Source organism: Fibrobacter sp. UWOV1, assembly GCF_900142495.1.
Lineage (GTDB): Bacteria > Fibrobacterota > Fibrobacteria > Fibrobacterales > Fibrobacteraceae > Fibrobacter.
Genome location: NZ_FRBA01000001.1, coordinates 250,102 through 266,781, shown reverse-complemented (window position 1 = coordinate 266,781; position 16,680 = coordinate 250,102). Strand labels below are relative to the sequence as shown.

Genomic DNA, 16,680 nt, shown 5'->3' with positions numbered 1-16,680 from the left:
TCCATGAAATTCAAGATTGTTTACGATCAGCCGGGGCGAATCCGCTTTCGGGCGGGGGCCTACGCATTTGAAAAAATGCATGAACCGCGCATCCACATGGCATGCGTGAGTGAACCTTATGTCCAGAAAGCGGTAGTCCATTCGGAAAACGGCGGTATTCTGCTGGAATACGAAGATGGCTATCGTGAACAGGTGATTGATTTCGTCCGGAATCTGGACGTTGCTAATCTTCCGGAAATTGAACCCGATACCGAATACCAACTGCAGGAACTCGACACGCAATTCAAGAACCGACTCGCGTTCATGATTGCGCGGCGTTACCTGGCCAAGTTGCTGATCCCTGCCCCCATTCGTACGGCACACCTGATTTACAGGGGCCTCAAGTTTGTGGCGAAGGGCTTGAATTGCCTTGGCGAAGGGAAACTTTCTGTCGAGGTGTTGGACGGTGCCGCCATCGGGGCGAGCATCTTGCAGCGCAATTACGAATCGGCAGGGACCATCATGTTCCTGCTGAACGTGAGCAGCCTTCTGGAAGATTACACCAAGGCGCGTACGCGAACCGCCCTTACCGCAAGCCTTGCCGTTAAGGTTGACCGCGTGTGGGTAGTCAAGGACGGCGTCGATGTTCAGGTGCGTATGCAGGACGTTCAGGTGGGCGACCTCGTGCGTGTGCGTTCCGGCTGCATGATTCCGGTGGACGGAACCGTTGCCGAAGGCGATGCCTTTGTGAACGAAGCGACCATGACGGGCGAATCGCAGGCAGTGCACAAGACAGTCGGGAAGTCTGTTTTTGCGGGCACCATTGTGGACGAAGGCTCCATCGTAGTATCTGTCCGAGCCGTGAGCGGCAACACCAAGATTCAGAAAATCATCGAACTCATCGATCGCTCCGAAGACCTGAAGGCCTCTATCCAGAGCCGCGCCGAACGCCTTGCCGACGGAATTGTGCCGTTCAGCTTTATCGGATTCGGGCTCACACTCCTGTTTACGCGTAACATTACCAAGGCGGTTTCGATTCTGATGGTGGACTATTCTTGCGCCATCAAGCTTTCCACCCCGATTTCGGTGATTTCGGCGCTGCGCGAAGCGGCCGACCGCAACATGACCGTGAAGGGCGGCAAGTACCTGGAGGAATTTGCGCTTGCAGACACCATCGTTTTCGACAAGACGGGAACGCTCACCAAGGCGGAACCGAAACTCGAACGCGTGATTCCGTTCGGTAACCGCAGCGAAGAAGAAATCCTCCGCATTGCGGCCTGCATCGAAGAGCATTTCCCGCATAGCATGGCGCGCGCCATTGTGCGCGGTGCCGCCGAACGGGGAATCGACCACGAAGAAGAACATGCTGACGTGAAGTACATCGTGGCGCATGGAATCGCGACGACCCTCGACGGTGAACGCGCCGTTATCGGCAGCAAGCATTTCGTCGTCGAAGACGAAAAAATTGCGGTGGGCGAGGCGGAACAGAAAAAGATCGACGAACTCGCCGGAGCCGCATCCGTGATTTACCTTGCCATTGGCGGGAACCTTGCGGGCGTGCTTTGCATTAGCGATCCTCCGCGAGACGAAGTGGCAGAAGCGATTCGCATGCTCCGTGAACGCGGAATCAAGCATGTGGCGATGATTACCGGCGATAGCCAGAAGGCTGCCGAACGCACGGCGCAACTTTTGGGCATCGACACCTTCTTTGCGCAGGTGCTGCCCGAAGACAAGCACCGCTATGTGGAAAAAATGAAGGCCGAAGGCCGCCGCGTGATTATGGTGGGCGATGGAATCAACGATGCTCCCGCTTTGGCTGCCGCGAACGTGTCGGTTGCCATGAGCGATGCCAGCGACATTGCCCGCGAAACCGCCGATGTGACCCTCCGCAGCGAAGACCTGCGCGATCTCGCCGAACTCCGTACGTTGAGTACGCTGCTTATGGAACGTATCCAGGCGAATTACCGCTTTATCGTTGCCTTCAACACGTCGTTGCTGGCGGCAGGCTTCTTCGGTTTCTTGGCGCCCTCGACCTCGGCCTTGTTGCACAACCTCTCGACCATGGGAATCTGTGCCAAGAGCATGACCCCGCTAAAACGCGCGTAGGGCCGCAACCCTCAAAAATCACCTAAATTATCAAAAAATGCCCCTGCTCAGAGCTACTTGAGCGGGGGCACCTTTATTCCCAAAGAGACACAAAAGAGGGAATTGATTTTTTGATTCAACCTAACAAGCCTGAGTCCGAAAGCTATGGCGACTTTCTGAATTAGACTTGTCTAACTAAAAGTTAGATAAATCTAACTGCAAAAACAAGGGCAAAAAAGCCAAAATAATGTAAATTTTCCGTTTCAAAGTTAGATTTGTCTAAAAAAGTATGGCTATTATAATATTTTTAGTCTTGCCTAATTAGTTTTATTAAACTATATTAGCCGCGTCTAAACAAGGCTGGTTGAAATGGACCATACAAAACTGACTCAAAGCTTAGAAGACTATCTGGAAATGGTGCACATGCTGCGCCTGGCGAACGGGCTTGCCCGCGTCAAGGATATTGCGGCGGCTCTCGGCGTGAAAATGCCGTCGGTTGCAAAGGCCATGGTTGAACTCAAGAAGATGGGCCTTGTTAGGCAGGAACCCTACAGCGGCGTGGAACTCACCGAAGAGGGCGAACGTGTTGCCGCCATGATTTTAAACCGTCATATTCTACTGAAGGGTTTCCTGATTAAGCTGGGCGTGTCCGAAGCGATTGCCGACAAGGATGCTTGCAGTATGGAACATATTCTTTCGGCAGAAACGCTCGGTAAGATTGAAGATTTTGTGAAACCGTCGAATGCGATTGCCTCGGCAAAAGTTTCTTCGGTAAAAAAACTAAGGCTTGTCAAAAACACAAAGTAAACAGGAAGGCTCCGCTCAAGAGTTTTCTCGTTTTTATATGAGGATGATATGAGCTGTAATTGTGGATGCGGCGGAAAGTCGCAAACGAAAAAGTGGAGTACCGAGCCCAAGTTCTCGGATCTCAAGAAGGGCGACAAGGTAGAAATCGTCGGCTATAACGAAGGCGATTCCCGTTACAAGTCCAAGTTGCTTTCGATGGGCCTTGTGCGTGGCGTTCAAATGGAAGTCTTGCAGGTGGCCCCGCTCGGCGACCCGATCGAAGTGGCGGTGCTTTCTTATAGGCTCTCGCTCCGTAAAGAAGAAGCCAATGTTCTCAAGTTGAGGAGGGTATAATGGCTGCCAGAAAACTTTTGACGATTGCAATTGCCGGTAACCCGAACTGCGGTAAGACGGCTCTCTTTAACGCCCTTACGGGTGCACGCCAGCATGTGGGTAACTGGCCCGGCGTGACGGTCGAAAAGAAGGAAGGTTACTTTGAACTGGGCGACCGCCAGATTCGCCTGGTGGACCTTCCGGGTACTTACGCTTTGTTCGCAAATGCCGAAGACGAACGCGCTGCTGTCGATTACTTGCTCAGCCGCGAAGCGAGCCTGATTATCAACATTGTCGATGCGACGAACCTGGAACGCAACCTGTTCCTCACGAGCCAGCTTGCCGACATGAAGATTCCGATGGTGATTGCCGTCAACATGATGGATATCGCTGAAAATCGTGGAATCCAGCTGGATCTCGACGAACTTTCTGACGTTTACGGCGTGCCGTGCATTCCGCTTTCTGCCGTGAGCGAAAAGAGCGTCACCAATTTCATTAGCCAGATGGGCCACGTGCTTGCGAGCCCGATGCCGCTCCCGAAGCAGATGGTTTACGGCGACAAGGTCGAGGAAGCCGTCAAGGTTTTGGAACCGAAGGTGGCTCCGGTCGCAAAGCTCTTGGATGCAGATGCTCGCTGGGTTTCGCTCATGTACTTGGGCAACCAGAAGAGCTATGCAGACAAATTCGCCGAAGCGGGCGTGAAGCTCGACAAGGCCGAAGTCGTGAAGATTCTGGGCGAAGAGCCGGAATTTGCGATGGCCGAAAACCGCTATTCCATTTCTCACGAGGTGGCGGGGAAGGCGATTGTTTCTGCGCGCGCCAAGAAGACGTTCTCGGACAAGCTTGACGCTGTTCTTTTGAACCGCTGGGCGGCTCTCCCGATTTTCCTGGTCATCATGTATCTGGTGTTCTGGATTGCGGTGACGATCGGTTCTGCGTTCATTGATTTCTTTGACGTGCTGTTCGGTGCGATTTTCGTGGATGGCCTCGGCTACCTGCTGGGCGATGTACTCGGCTGCCCCTCCTTTGTCACGGCAATTCTCGCCGACGGTATCGGTGCCGGTATCCAGACGGTTTCGACATTCATCCCGGTCATCTTCTTCATGTTCCTGTGCCTTTCGTTCTTGGAAGACTCGGGTTACATGGCCCGCGCGGCTTTCGTTGCAGACCGTTTCATGCGTTTCCTTGGGCTCCCGGGTCGTGCCTTCGTGCCGATGATGGTGGGCTTCGGTTGCGGCGTGCCGGCCATTATGGGCACCCGCGTGCTGGAATCCAAGCGTGAACGCTTCCTCACCATCTTCTTGGTGCCGTTCATGAGCTGCGGCGCACGCCTCCCGGTGTATGCACTGTTTGCGGCGGCATTCTTCGGCAAGATGGCGGGCACGGTGGTGTTCCTGCTTTACCTCGCCGGTGTGCTGTTCGCTATCGTTTACGGTTTGTTCCTGAAGAGGTCGCTTTTCCAAGGCCAGGCCTCTAACTTTGTGATGGAACTTCCGCCGTATCACTTGCCCAAGTTCAAGTCCTTGATGATTCACTGCTGGCAGCGCCTGCGCGACTACATCTGGCGCGCCGGTAAGGTGATTACGCTTGCCGTTGCTGTGCTCGGGTTCCTCAACAGTTTTGGTATTGTGGAGAAGATGTATGTCGATGTTGACGGCAAGACGACCGAAATCGTCCAGGCCGAAGACGGCTACCAGATGGTCAAGGAAAATGAAGAAGGCGAGACTGAAAATGTTGCTCTCCCCGAAGGTTTCGTTGTTGACGAATCCAAGGTGGTGAAGTCAAACGAGTTCACTGCCGGTAACGGCGACTCCGAAAACAGCTTGCTTTCTATAATCGGTAAGGCCATTACGCCGGTATTCGAACCCTTCGGTGTCGAAAAAGAAAACTGGCCTGCATCCGTGTCGCTGTTCACTGGCCTGTTGGCCAAGGAAGCTGTTATCGGTACCATGAACTCGCTCTATTCCATGGTGGGGGAGAACAATTCGGAATCCGGAATTCAGAATTCGGAAACGAATGAAGATGGCAAGGCTGCGGAACCGGAACAAGTTGCAGTCGCTGATTCTGCCGCTACGGATAGCGTGAAGGCCGATTCGACTGTTGCTGCCGCTGATTCTGCTGCAACCGATAGCGCTGTGGTTGCCGATAGTGCCGCAGCACCTGCTGAACCCGCAGAAGTTGTTGCCGAAGCCGCTCCTGCAGAAGAAAAGCCCCTTATCGCGGGCATTGACGAATGCCCTGCCGAAGAAGAGGAAGAAGGTGGCGCACCCGACATCAAGGGCGCCGTGCTCGAAGCTCTCGGCTCGATTCCTGCTAACCTCGCCGAAGTATTCGGCTCCCTCACCGACCCGCTCGGAACCACCGGTGAATTGGAAGGCCAGGAAGCAGCCGAACTCAAGAAAGAAACTTTGGACAAGATTACCGACGCCAAGGTGCTGACCTGCGAAGAATATGCAGCCATCGAAACCTTCGGCGAAGAAGAAGAGGATGAAAAGACCCGCGAAGCCGTGTTTGCCAAGCTCGCTGCCGCAGGCCTCGAACTCTCCGAAGACGAAATGGGCGCTCTCGAAGAAGGCGACCTCTCCGAGACGATGGATATTTATGCGAACCTCCGCTCCTACTTCCACAACCCGGACAAAAACGGTAACCCGGTGGATGGCTTTAACTGGCAGGTGTTCGCATTCCTCATCTTCATCCTGCTCTACGTGCCGTGCCTTGCAGCCATGGGTGTGGTTGCCCGCGAAATCGGCCTCGGCCTCGCAATCCTCATGGCGACGGTGCAGACGCTCCTTGCCTGGGCTGTGGCGGTACTCCTTTACCAGGTGCCTGTTGGTGGAAACGTGACATGGATTGTCGCTGCCATCGTGGTGCTTGTGGGTACGGGAATCTTCCTCAAGCTCTTCGGCATGAAGGCCAATAAGGAAAAGAGATTCGAAGACTAACCTTTGGAATCAAGAATAGGGCTGGTAGGCCCAAAACCTGCCGGCCCTTAATTAAAAAACTTGAATTAGATTAGTCTAATTTTTGAAACTAAACTAAAACATCTTGGCACGCATTTTGCAACAATAGCACACAGAAGGCGATAGCCAAGCGTTTTTGTAGCACTATTTGTAAAAAACCTGACGGAGTGTTACAAAAACAGAAAATCAATCCGTCAAGGGAGAGAAAAATGAAGAACCGTTTGACGTCTAATCTTGTGTTCGGCCTTGCTGCTGCCTCCGTGTTTGCGATACCCGCATTCGCTCAGGAAGCTGCCCCTGCCGCCGAAGCCCCCGCTGCAGCGCCTGTTGCGGAAGCTCCTGCTGCAGCTCCCGCTGCTGCCCCTGCTGAAACTCAGGCCGCTCCGGCTCCTGCCCAGGAAGCCCCTGCCGCTGCTCCGGCTCAGGAAACTCCTGTCGCTGCCGCTCCTGCCGAAGAAAAAACCGTTGAATCCGCTCCTGCCGAAAACACTAACCCGGGCGAAGTCGCTGACGCCGCCGGTAACGCTCTCGGCATGCTCAAGGCTAGCATGAACGAAGGCACTTCGGAAGCCCAGATGGAAGTCAAGTACAATGGCGAAGTGGAATTTGATGCTTACACAGGCAATGTCTGGGCAGAAGATGACCTGAACCATTCCTACGCTTCTACCTTCGACCTGAATTTTGAAGTCAAGTTCAACGAAAAGTGGTCTGCATTCGTTGGCCTCGAAGCCGACGGTGAAACGACTGATCCGGCCGCCATTTACAACGGCGCCTATATTCAGTACCAGCCGGCCGATTTCTTCTCGGTTAAGCTGGGCGACCTGACTTTCTCGGAAGGTGCATTCGTTGCCTACTATGACTACGACGATCCTGCCGATAACGCCGCCGGTATGAAGGAACACGATATCCGCGGTCTTGAAATTGACCTGGCTGGCTTCATTCTCGGTGTTGGCTTTGGTCGTGGCGATAACGACTGGGCCGACGAAGAAGGTGCCAAGGTTTACGATGTGCACGCCGCCTACGAATTCGATTATGCCGGTCAGCACTTGCGTCCGTATGTAGACTACAAGAGCTTCCAGACCACTCAGCATAACGAACTCCATGCCGGTGTAGAAGCGGGCCTCTCTCTCGGTGGCTTTGGCTTCAGGGCTGTGTATGGCTTCCATGCCGACTACCTGGGTGACGACGGCGATGTCGTGGAAGGTCAGGATTGGACTTCTACCGCTCACGCCTTCTTGGTTGAGCCGACCTTCGAAGTGGGTATGTTCGATATCAAGACGACTGCCTTCTATGCCATTGTTGACAGGGGCGATGCCGCCGAAGATGCAAGCGACCTTGACAACGGCGAAATTCCGGAATACTTCTTCGTGTATGCCGAACCGGCTTTCAAGCTTGCCGAATTCATCAAGTTCGGCATTCCTGTAGAATACCACACGCACACCTTGGATGATGATGACGATACCGCTGCTACGTTCGATGTCGGTGGCCGCATCTACATCACTCCGGTCGAAAACCTGGAAATCACCGCTTTCGGCATGGTGGATGTTGCAGTGCAGGATAACGAAGACGACAATGCTCTGCGTTTCGGTCTTGAAACGGTGTACAGCTTCTAATTACCTCGCATAATGCGCAAAAAGGGGACTGTGGCGTTTTGCCGCGGTCCTTTTTCTGTCTAAATGGAGTAGAAAAAAGTGCATCAAAAAACTCTATTTGGCGTGCATTTGTTTGCTATTGGAGACTTTTATGAGTAATGTAAGATCGATCCTCATTGGCAACTTGTAAATATTCCTTACAAGTTGAGCACTTGTCTAATTTGCCTATTCAACTAGCTATTCAGTCTTTCCCATTTTCAACATTTCCTCTCTTCACGAGTATATTTCCGTTTTCGAGGTCCCAGCGTTTGCCATTGAAATACTCTGAGTTGCTGTCCGACACTGTTTGGGCGAGGGTAGAACAATCGTATTCAAATTCCTGCTTGGTACATTCCCTGTAGCACTTTCCTATGCTTGCAAGCATTGAACCTTGCTGACCTTTTTCGACATGCTCTACCATCCAAGATACATCAAGATCATCTATAATGATGGACGCCGATTGTTCCGAATAATATTTTACATCTCTCAAATATTCTTTAAGTTGATTCTTGAGCTGTTTGATTTCCACATACCTTGCTGAATCACTATTAGCCGCTGCACATAAGCGTTCAAAAGCGAACTTTCTCTCATAGAAGAAATCACCTTTCGGGAGCTCTCGAAACAAGAACTCTTTCAGCAGATAGCAAATGAACACACTTGTATCATCGACTATGCACGAGGGTACCCCCCTGTTTTCAGCTTCTATCTTTGCCCTCACTAGAAGCGTTACATCAAGGAGAACGCGGAATTCCGTAAGTTGAGTCATAGTCTACCTCCTTATGTCTTCGAACTGAATGTGATCGATTTTCATTTCGTTCTCGGGATTTGGGGCCTTGTTGCCAATTTGCTTGAGCATTACTTCAAAGATATACGATCCTGGTGTATAATCATCACTTGTTTCCATGTATTCGTCGTAGGCAGACTCTAGTTGCTCCCTTGTCGCATTGAAAATCAGTTCTTTCGCCCTTGCCAAGAATCCGTTTTGGATTGAGCTTTCGTAGCCTTTTTGGGGAAATACTATGTCATTGAGTCTAATTGCCTTATCGCCTCGATTCAATTCTGCAACAATTTCAACGGCTTTATCAATGGTTTTCTCTCGTACAGTTTTCAAATCTGCTGGTGCTGTCTTAATAGCTTCTTCAAATTCTTTGAGATTTTTGCAAAAATCTGGATAGTCTCCATGGGCGAAACCGACGGGGGTTTTCCATATCCAGTAGCCCCGCGGCTGCGAGTCAAAAACCCTTTGTTCAATATCAGTTTCTAGTAGACAGTATTTGCCGCTGGCATAATAAATCAAGCCTTCGATGTCGCCTGGATCCCAAACATATTTCCAGTTTTTATGGATTAGTTCTTTTAAAAGATCTTTTGCAAATTGTTTGTTTCTCTGTTCTCGTAATTTGCCTCTTTCAGTTTGTTTGGGAGTGATCATAGACAGCTCAATACTCCCATTTTGCTTGTCTATATGGCTAGAAACCTTCCATTTCCAGTCACCAATACTTTTAATCTTCAAATTAGCCAGGATTTCACCAATTAATTCTTCATGCGTAAACCACTTCATAATAGCCCCCTTGATGAAATTTATGGGTGTTGGTGATTCAACTACACTTACAAATATACATTTAAGTAGATGTCAAAATTTGTCAAATATGTTTTATTTTGTCGTCCGTTTCAGGGTTTCTTTTTCTGAAAATGCTTCTACGGTAGCGATTTCGTCTTCTGTTAGTCCGTAGGCCTCATATACACTCTTGTCAGCTTCGTCTTCTAAATGCTTCGTGACTATACCGTTTTTTCTGCCGTTTAAGATTTCATCGGCAATTTCGGAAAGATTGTCAGGCAAAATGCGCGGTATGGGAATGTTTTTGAATTGTTCCCATATGAGCTGCCTACCGCCCTGTATTAATGGACATTTTTTACAAATAAGCCACCAGCCCATTTTAGAATTTAAGATGGTAAGCAAGGACTTGTTTGGCACTGACAAAAGCCACATAGAATTATCACACATTAAATCTTCTTCATTGTATGTAAAACATGCTTTTGTTTGGAAGGTCTGATACATGATTCTTGGTAACGAGAATTTATCATAATAGTTGCAAGCTCTCAACTCCCACCAGAAATCACCTTTGTCGCTTCTTGTTTTGGCTTTTTCGTGTTGGTTAAGCCAGTTGGCAATAGACGGAAATTCTGTTTGAAATGATTCCCACATTTCATTTTCGTTATGATCGCCATATCGATTTTTCGAAAAACCTTTAGGAATTGCAATCAAATACTTGTTTACGCATGGTTCTTCCCATGCAACTTGACCATCACCCTTCATCATCGGCTTGAGTAATTCCGCTGCAGAAGGATGTTCATTAATCAAATTATCTCTTTTTTCCTTGTCGACAAGAAAGGCGCTGACACACCCACACTTGATTCCGTAATAAAAATCATCTCCAATGGTAGACTCTAATGTTGCGCAGTCATCCTCAAGTCTTGCTATTAGCCTATTCTCTGCAATAGATGATACAATCCATGCTTTTTCGGAAAGATAATTTTGAGGAAAATTCTCATATACGGCATTAATCAATTTTTCCGATTCGTCAACATTGGCAATCTTTATCTCATTTTTGTTTTCTTTCCCGTATTTTGAGAAAATGCAGGTGTAGGTTGTCACATTGGGGAATACTTGATAATCGCCAAAATCTATAATCTTATCTATTCCATTCTCTAAAAAGAACTTTCGTAACCCCTTGCCGTAATCAGTGGTCATCCACTTATTGGGCATAATGTAAGACACAATTCCGTTCTTCCCAACTAAAGCATAAGCTCGTTCAACGAAAAGCGTGTAAATGTCTCCACCTTTACAGAACGTGCTGTAGATAGGTTTTTCTTTTAGCTTCATACTTCCGTATTCTTGCGTAGCGTTTTTGATGTTCGCTAAGGGAATGTACGGGGGATTACCTACAATGATGTCGAAACCTACGAATCGTCCTTTTTCATCAATGAGTTCAGGAAACTCAAACATCCATTCCATTGAATGACGGTAGATGTCGTTTCTTACCATTTTTTTGTTTGCTTCTTTCTCTATATTCGTGAGCTCAAGATAGGGTGCTATTTCTCCGCGAATATCTCTTTTCAAATTTTTTATACTTTTTTCTAATTCAATCTTTGTGTCTTTATCATCTGTATTTTTAAAGTTTTTGACAAGATCTTTGTATTCTTTAATTTTTTTATCAGAAATGTTTTTTGCATCTGTAGAAAGTGAGTGTGAAATTTTTACTGCAATTTTGCTTAACAGAGAATCTCCTTGACGTACATTCAAATCTATATTGGGTAGTGTTTGGAGTTCGGTGTATTTGGGTCCTTTATAGTATGCGTTTTTCAGCAATTCAATCCACAGGCGTAGTCTGCATATATTGACAGAGTTCGGATTTAAGTCTACGCCAAACAAATTGTTTTCAAGGAGTTTTTTCTTTTCTTCAAACAATGTTTCTTGTAGCAATTGCGCTTCGCTATCATTGAAATCATATTTCAGTTCTTCTGCGCCACGATAGATTCTTAAAGAGTCATCCTTCAATTCCATTTTAAATCTTCGCAAGTTTCTTTTTTGAGTATCAAAGAAAAGACCAAGATTCCATTTTAGATATAGGAGGTAGTTCAATGCAGAAACAAGGTAATGCCCACTACCCACGGATATATCACACAATGTTACAGAATTAAAGATAGAGACGAGTTCTTCTTTCTTGTCAAAATCCCAACAATCTATTATATTTCGAAGTTCATCAATGCTTCCGACTTGCTTTCGCAATTGTTCGGAAAATTTTGCAAGTATCGCCGCATTTATGGAATCCTTGCACATATAAGCGGTTATGTATCCAGGTGTATAGACGGATCCATCTTTGTAGCCATTGATTTTTTCAAATACTTTTCCTAGAACAGATGCGTTTATCGTGCAATCGCTGTCATCTCCAAATTTATAAGCATTCAGAAATTCAAATAGATATTCGAGGGTGTGAAGATTCTCTTTCTTTCGATTCCTATTTTTCAGGACTGTTTTTGAAAATAAAGGGAGTTCTTTGTCTGCTAAATTGCCGATTACAAGTGCTGTTCTTTCAAGTTTAGAAAGTTCAAAAAGAGAACTATTCAAATAAGGAATTTGAGAAAATTTTTGTTGAAATTCATCCTTGCGACTTTTAAGCGGGACTCCCATCACCTTGAAGAAAAGATTGTAAAGACTCTGGAAGTCTGGTATTGTCGATATATCAAGGAACTTTTTATTTTCTTTTTTATAAGAGATCAAGGAGGTCTCTAATAGTTTTAGGAATAGAATGCGGTTTACCCACATCAAACATAGCTCAACTGCAAGGTTGAATAACTGTTCTTGTTTGCCCTTGCCGTAATCTTCAAGTTCTTCATTTAGGTAAGTCTCTTCAAAAGGATATTTATCATCTAGTTTTTCAATGGCCAGTTCTAATAGAGAACCTTTATCGGGATTTTTCTTTCTTCCTATAACAAGTTTATTATCGTCATCCTTATATTCTTGTAACCCCATTATGTGCAGGAGTTCGTCATAGAATTTTTTGTTTATGTCGTTGGAATCTTTTTCTTTTGTGCCACCGAGAAGAAATTGCTGGGACAGAACATTTTTAACAATCGCCCCATCGCGGCTATTTAAATTAGAAAGATCTACATAGATACAGGGTAATGTTATATCTGTTTTGTCAAGATATGCTTTTGTTGTTTTATAAAACTCATTTGTTGAATCTCCATAATTTGCATTAAGAAATTCCTCATATTTTTTCAAAAAAACGTTGTTTCCAAAAATTTGATAAAAATCTTTTGCCGAAAAAATAAACCATTGAAGACCATTTGTCGCAATTAGAGTCTGTATATTACGATTGTGAATTTCGTCATCAAGAAAAACTTCATTCATAAAATACAGAACTAATTCATGTAGTGCTTTTCGATTACCATCATCTTGTTTGAGCATTTCGTCGTTTGATGGGTGTTTGACCTCTACAATAGAAGCGACATATTTCCCATTACGAGAGTTAATGGAAATATCAGGGGTTCCCTTTTTATCATTACTCTTTTTGCCTAGTACAATATTTTCTTTTGATGATATTTCTGTATCAGCAAAGAAATCCCTAATTCTAGCGCGGACCTCTTCTTCACTAGGTGCGTCATGAACTAATTCAACAAGGGAGTTAACATGTTTCTTGAATTCTGCAGATGAGGCCTTTGTACTTTTCAAGCCGATGCTATTCAGTTTCGCTTTTAATGCTTCGCTATGTATGTCCGTAATGTTCAATGTGAGCATAGAACAAATCCTCATTTTGCGAGATTTGCTCTATTTCGTTAGTTTGGCTCTACAAATAAAAAAGGCGTGGAGCCGAATGTGCCTACCACGACTGAGGGCTACCACACCCTTTTCTACGATAAGCACAAACGACCCACGCCCCAGATGGGACGTGAGCGTTCGTCTTATTCCCGTAGAATTTGAAAGTGGTAGTTTCAGTCGTGAGAACAAGAGACGAATCTCAAAAATTCCGGTCGCTCCGAACCATTCGGTACGGGGCTATGTCAACAACAATTTAAATAAAAATGAGCGTAGTAATATGCAAATTTTGCATATTACCGCTTCATAAAGCAGTTGTCAAGGATTTCTTGACAACTGTCGCAAAAATACCCCCATTTTCCGCAGTTTAGCCTTTACTAATTAGCCGAGGCTTTCTAAATTTAGCGTTGACTAATATATAAGGTGTGTTTTTCGTCTAATCGGAGCCGTCCTATGGAACAAGTAAAGTTAAGCCAGAGCCTTGAAGACTACCTGGAAATGGTGCACATGCTGCGCCTTGCGAACGGGATTGCCCGTGTCCGCGACATTGCGGCGGCGCTCAAGGTCAAGATGCCGTCGGTGGCAAAGGCGGTAATCGAACTCAAGAAGCTGGGCCTTGTGACGCAGGAGCCTTACAGCGGCATCGAACTCACCTCGGAAGGTGCGCTCGTGGCGTCCCAGATTTTGAACCGTCACATTCTGCTGAAGAGCTTTTTGATCAAGCTTGGCGTGTCTGAGGCGATTGCCGACAAGGACGCCTGCTGCATGGAACACATCCTTTCGGCGGAGACTCTCGAGAAAATCGAGGAGTTTGTGAACACGCCCAGTGAATCGGCGAAAAAGCCGAACGCCGCTAAATCTAAGAAAAAGTAAATCGTTGGTGTATGAATAACGAACCGAAGTTTTCGGAGCTTAAAAAAGGCGACAAGGCCGAAATTATTGGATACAACACGGGTGATTCTCAGTACAAGTCCAAGCTTTTATCGATGGGGCTTGTGCGCGGCGTGGTGCTGCAGGTTTTGCAGGTGGCTCCGCTCGGCGACCCGGTAGAGGTGAGCGTGCTTTCGTACAGGCTTTCGCTCCGTAAACAAGAAGCCAACGTGCTCAAGTTGAGGAGAGTCTGATGCCTATCGAGAAAGAAGTTTTCACGATTGCGATTGCAGGCAACCCGAACTGCGGCAAGACTGCACTGTTCAACTCGCTGACCGGCTCAAACCAGATTGTGGGCAACTGGCCGGGCGTGACTGTTGAAAAGAAGGAAGGTCAGTTCAAGCTCGACAACCACACGATTCGCGTGGTGGACCTGCCGGGCATTTATGCGCTGTTCGCGAACTCCGAAGACGAACGCGCCGCTCTCGATTACTTGCTCAAGGGCGAGGCGGACCTGGTCGTGAATATCTTGGATGCGACAAACCTGGAGCGCAACCTGTTCCTCACGAGCCAGCTGATGGAAAAGGGCGTGCCGATGGTCCTGGCGGTGAACATGATGGACATCGCGGCGAGCCGCGGCATCCATGTGGACCTGCACAAGCTCGAAGAAATCCTCGGCGTGACGGCGATTGGCCTCACGGCGGTTTCGCCCAAGAGCTGCGAAGGATTCGTGAACGACTTGCACAAGCTGCTGCACAATAGCCGCGAACTCCCGCTCCCGAAGGCGGTCAAGCATTCCGAAGTCCTGGAAAAGCTGATTGAAGAAATTGCGGTGCCGCTCAAGCCCGTGGCCGACAAACTCGGTGCTAGCCCGCGCTGGACGGCGGTGCAGTACCTGGAACATAGCGGGCGAGTTTTGGAACTTGCCGACGAACTCGGTGTCGAAATCCCGCACGACAAGATTGAAGAAGACTTGGGCGAAGAGGTGGAATTTGCGCTGGCCGATTCCCGCTATTCCTACGCCCGCGATATCGCGAAGGCGGTCATCCGCGACAATACCAATACGAGCACGCGAACTGACAAGCTCGATAAACTTTTCCTGAACCGAATTCTGGGAATACCGCTTTTCCTGATCGCCATGTATCTGGTGTTCTGGTTTGCGGTGAAGGTCGGCAGTGCGTTTATTGATTTCTTTGATATCCTGTTCGGTGGAATCTTTGTCGATGGCATGACGGAACTCCTGACGAAGGTTGGCGCGCCGGGCGTTGTCGTGGCGCTCTTGGCGAACGGCATCGGTACGGGTATCCAGACGGTGTCGACGTTCATTCCGGTCATTTTCTTCATGTTCCTTTGCCTTTCGTTCCTCGAAGATTCCGGCTACATGTCGCGTGCGGCGTTCGTAGCGGATCGCTTTATGCGGTTCCTCGGACTCCCGGGCAAGGCTTTCGTGCCGATGATTGTGGGCTTTGGCTGCTCGGTGCCGGCGCTCATGGGCACGCGTACGCTCGAAAATAAACGCGAACGATTCTTGACGTTGTTTTTGGTGCCGTTTATGAGTTGCGGCGCGCGTCTCCCGGTGTATGCGCTGTTCGGTGCGGCGTTCTTTGGCGAAAGCGCAGGGACGCTCGTGTTCGGAATTTACCTGACGGGCATTGTGATTGCCCTGATTTACGGACTGCTCTTGCGCCACACGGTTTTCATGGGCAAGGAATCGACGTTCATCATGGAACTGCCGCCTTACCATCTGCCCAAGGCGCGTAACCTTTTCCGTCACGCATGGCTCCGCCTCAAAGAATTCGTTTTCCGCGCGGGCAAGGTCGTGCTCATTATGGTGACGGTGCTTGGCTTTATGGGCTCCGTCGGCACGGACGGAAGTTTCGGCAACGACAACAACGAAAAGTCGGTGCTGAGTGCCGTGGGTACGGTGATTACGCCGGTGTTCGAACCCTTTGGCGTCGAACGCGATAACTGGCCCGCTTCTGTGGCGCTCTTTACGGGGCTCTTTGCGAAGGAAGCGATTGTCGGTACGCTCAACTCGCTGTACGCCATTGAGGGCACGGGCGCTGCTAACGCTGCTATTGAAAAAGCAGGGGAGGCTGGCGCGGACGAGACTGCTGCGGACAATGGCTTTAGCCTGAAATCGACGGTGAAAGATGCTCTCGTGAGCGTCCCAGCGAATTTGGTAGAAGTATTTACCTCAATTGCGAACCCGCTGGGCGTCAAGGATGCCATCGATGAATCCGAAAGTGCCGGGAACGAAGGGGCGTACAAGACGATGCTGGCGCATTTCAACCTGGGGCGCTTTCAGGTGCTGGCTTATCTGCTGTTCATCTTGCTCTACGTGCCGTGCCTTGCCGCCATGGGAACCGCCTTCCGCGAACTCGGGCGCTTCTACGGGACACTTATGATGGTGCTTCAGACGGTTATCGGCTGGAGCCTCTCGGTGTTGTTCTTCCAGGTGACCTGCGGACATTCTACCGCATGGATCGTCACCTCGGTGGCACTGCTTGCCGGAGTGGTCGTTGCGCTTATCGCTATCGGCCGCGACCAACGCAAAAAGAAAGTCTTCGAATAAGGCCTTTCGGCAGGCTCAGGGACCTTTGAGAGTTTTCCAGAAAACATGATACGGGGTCTTAGGGGGTGGGCCCCCTAGGCGAAAGGGTAACGGCAGACTTGCCCTAGGACGTTTGTGACGTGTATCAGTTGCTTTGATGATTTT

At 48.5% G+C, this 16,680-nt stretch carries 11 protein-coding genes; 8 read left to right on the top strand and 3 right to left on the bottom strand.

Annotation, left to right across the window (positions count from 1 at the left end; genetic code table 11):
- Positions 1-3: 3 nt before the first annotated feature.
- The 5 genes from BUC02_RS01050 (at position 4) to BUC02_RS16070 (ending at position 7,756) form a co-directional block, all read left to right on the top strand.
- Positions 4-2,085, top strand: coding sequence for a heavy metal translocating P-type ATPase (locus BUC02_RS01050; RefSeq protein WP_073317467.1), 2,082 nt, complete (start codon positions 4-6; stop codon positions 2,083-2,085).
- A 348-nt stretch (positions 2,086-2,433) separates the two neighbouring features.
- Complete coding sequence (locus BUC02_RS01045) at positions 2,434-2,871, top strand: metal-dependent transcriptional regulator (protein WP_073317464.1); 438 nt, start codon at positions 2,434-2,436, stop codon at positions 2,869-2,871.
- Positions 2,872-2,919: 48 nt separating this feature from the next.
- Positions 2,920-3,204 carry a FeoA family protein gene (locus tag BUC02_RS01040; RefSeq protein WP_073317461.1) on the top strand — a complete coding sequence of 95 codons (285 nt, stop codon included), beginning with the start codon at positions 2,920-2,922 and terminating at the stop codon, positions 3,202-3,204.
- Positions 3,204-6,125, top strand: a complete 2,922-nt coding sequence (feoB, locus tag BUC02_RS01035) for a ferrous iron transport protein B (RefSeq protein WP_073317458.1) — start codon at positions 3,204-3,206, stop codon at positions 6,123-6,125. The genes BUC02_RS01040 and feoB (BUC02_RS01035) overlap by 1 nt, the downstream gene beginning before the upstream one ends.
- A 227-nt stretch (positions 6,126-6,352) precedes the next feature.
- The gene (locus BUC02_RS16070) at positions 6,353-7,756 is read left to right on the top strand and encodes a hypothetical protein (RefSeq protein ID WP_175549773.1); all 1,404 of its coding nucleotides are present in this window, start codon (positions 6,353-6,355) and stop codon (positions 7,754-7,756) included.
- Positions 7,757-7,976: 220 nt separating this feature from the next.
- On the opposite strand, the gene BUC02_RS01025 is transcribed toward BUC02_RS16070, so the two are convergent.
- From BUC02_RS01025 to BUC02_RS01015, 3 genes are all read right to left on the bottom strand, one after another.
- A complete protein-coding gene (locus BUC02_RS01025; protein ID WP_073317455.1) occupies positions 7,977-8,540 on the bottom strand; it encodes a hypothetical protein in 564 nt (187 codons plus the stop codon).
- Positions 8,541-8,543: 3 nt separating this feature from the next.
- Positions 8,544-9,332, bottom strand: coding sequence for a hypothetical protein (locus BUC02_RS01020; protein WP_073317452.1), 789 nt, complete (start codon positions 9,330-9,332; stop codon positions 8,544-8,546).
- Between the two features lie 93 nt (positions 9,333-9,425).
- Positions 9,426-13,073, bottom strand: a complete 3,648-nt coding sequence (locus tag BUC02_RS01015; protein WP_073317449.1) for a type IIG restriction enzyme/methyltransferase — start codon at positions 13,071-13,073, stop codon at positions 9,426-9,428.
- A 471-nt stretch (positions 13,074-13,544) separates the two neighbouring features.
- Between BUC02_RS01015 and BUC02_RS01010 the strand changes: the two genes are divergently transcribed.
- The 3 genes from BUC02_RS01010 to feoB (BUC02_RS01000) are packed head-to-tail and all read left to right on the top strand — an operon-like array spanning position 13,545 to position 16,536.
- A complete protein-coding gene (locus tag BUC02_RS01010; protein WP_073317446.1) occupies positions 13,545-13,964 on the top strand; it encodes a metal-dependent transcriptional regulator in 420 nt (139 codons plus the stop codon).
- Between the two features lie 11 nt (positions 13,965-13,975).
- Positions 13,976-14,215 carry a FeoA family protein gene (locus BUC02_RS01005; protein WP_072799394.1) on the top strand — a complete coding sequence of 80 codons (240 nt, stop codon included), beginning with the start codon at positions 13,976-13,978 and terminating at the stop codon, positions 14,213-14,215.
- On the top strand, positions 14,215-16,536 hold the full coding sequence (gene feoB / locus BUC02_RS01000) for a Fe(2+) transporter permease subunit FeoB (RefSeq protein WP_073317443.1): 2,322 nt from the start codon (positions 14,215-14,217) through the stop codon (positions 16,534-16,536). The genes BUC02_RS01005 and feoB (BUC02_RS01000) overlap by 1 nt, the downstream gene beginning before the upstream one ends.
- Positions 16,537-16,680 lie beyond the last annotated feature (144 nt).

Excerpts from the sequence above, each read along its gene's own strand:
- BUC02_RS01050 (WP_073317467.1), top strand. The coding sequence starts at position 4 with ATGAAATTCAAGATTGTTTACGATCAGCCGGGGCGAATCCGCTTTCGG.
- BUC02_RS01045 (WP_073317464.1), top strand. The coding sequence starts at position 2,434 with ATGGACCATACAAAACTGACTCAAAGCTTAGAAGACTATCTGGAAATG.
- BUC02_RS01040 (WP_073317461.1), top strand. The coding sequence starts at position 2,920 with ATGAGCTGTAATTGTGGATGCGGCGGAAAGTCGCAAACGAAAAAGTGG.
- feoB (WP_073317458.1), top strand. The coding sequence starts at position 3,204 with ATGGCTGCCAGAAAACTTTTGACGATTGCAATTGCCGGTAACCCGAAC.
- BUC02_RS16070 (WP_175549773.1), top strand. The coding sequence starts at position 6,353 with ATGAAGAACCGTTTGACGTCTAATCTTGTGTTCGGCCTTGCTGCTGCC.
- BUC02_RS01025 (WP_073317455.1), bottom strand. The coding sequence starts at position 8,540 with ATGACTCAACTTACGGAATTCCGCGTTCTCCTTGATGTAACGCTTCTA.
- BUC02_RS01020 (WP_073317452.1), bottom strand. The coding sequence starts at position 9,332 with ATGAAGTGGTTTACGCATGAAGAATTAATTGGTGAAATCCTGGCTAAT.
- BUC02_RS01015 (WP_073317449.1), bottom strand. The coding sequence starts at position 13,073 with ATGCTCACATTGAACATTACGGACATACATAGCGAAGCATTAAAAGCG.
- BUC02_RS01010 (WP_073317446.1), top strand. The coding sequence starts at position 13,545 with ATGGAACAAGTAAAGTTAAGCCAGAGCCTTGAAGACTACCTGGAAATG.
- BUC02_RS01005 (WP_072799394.1), top strand. The coding sequence starts at position 13,976 with ATGAATAACGAACCGAAGTTTTCGGAGCTTAAAAAAGGCGACAAGGCC.
- feoB (WP_073317443.1), top strand. The coding sequence starts at position 14,215 with ATGCCTATCGAGAAAGAAGTTTTCACGATTGCGATTGCAGGCAACCCG.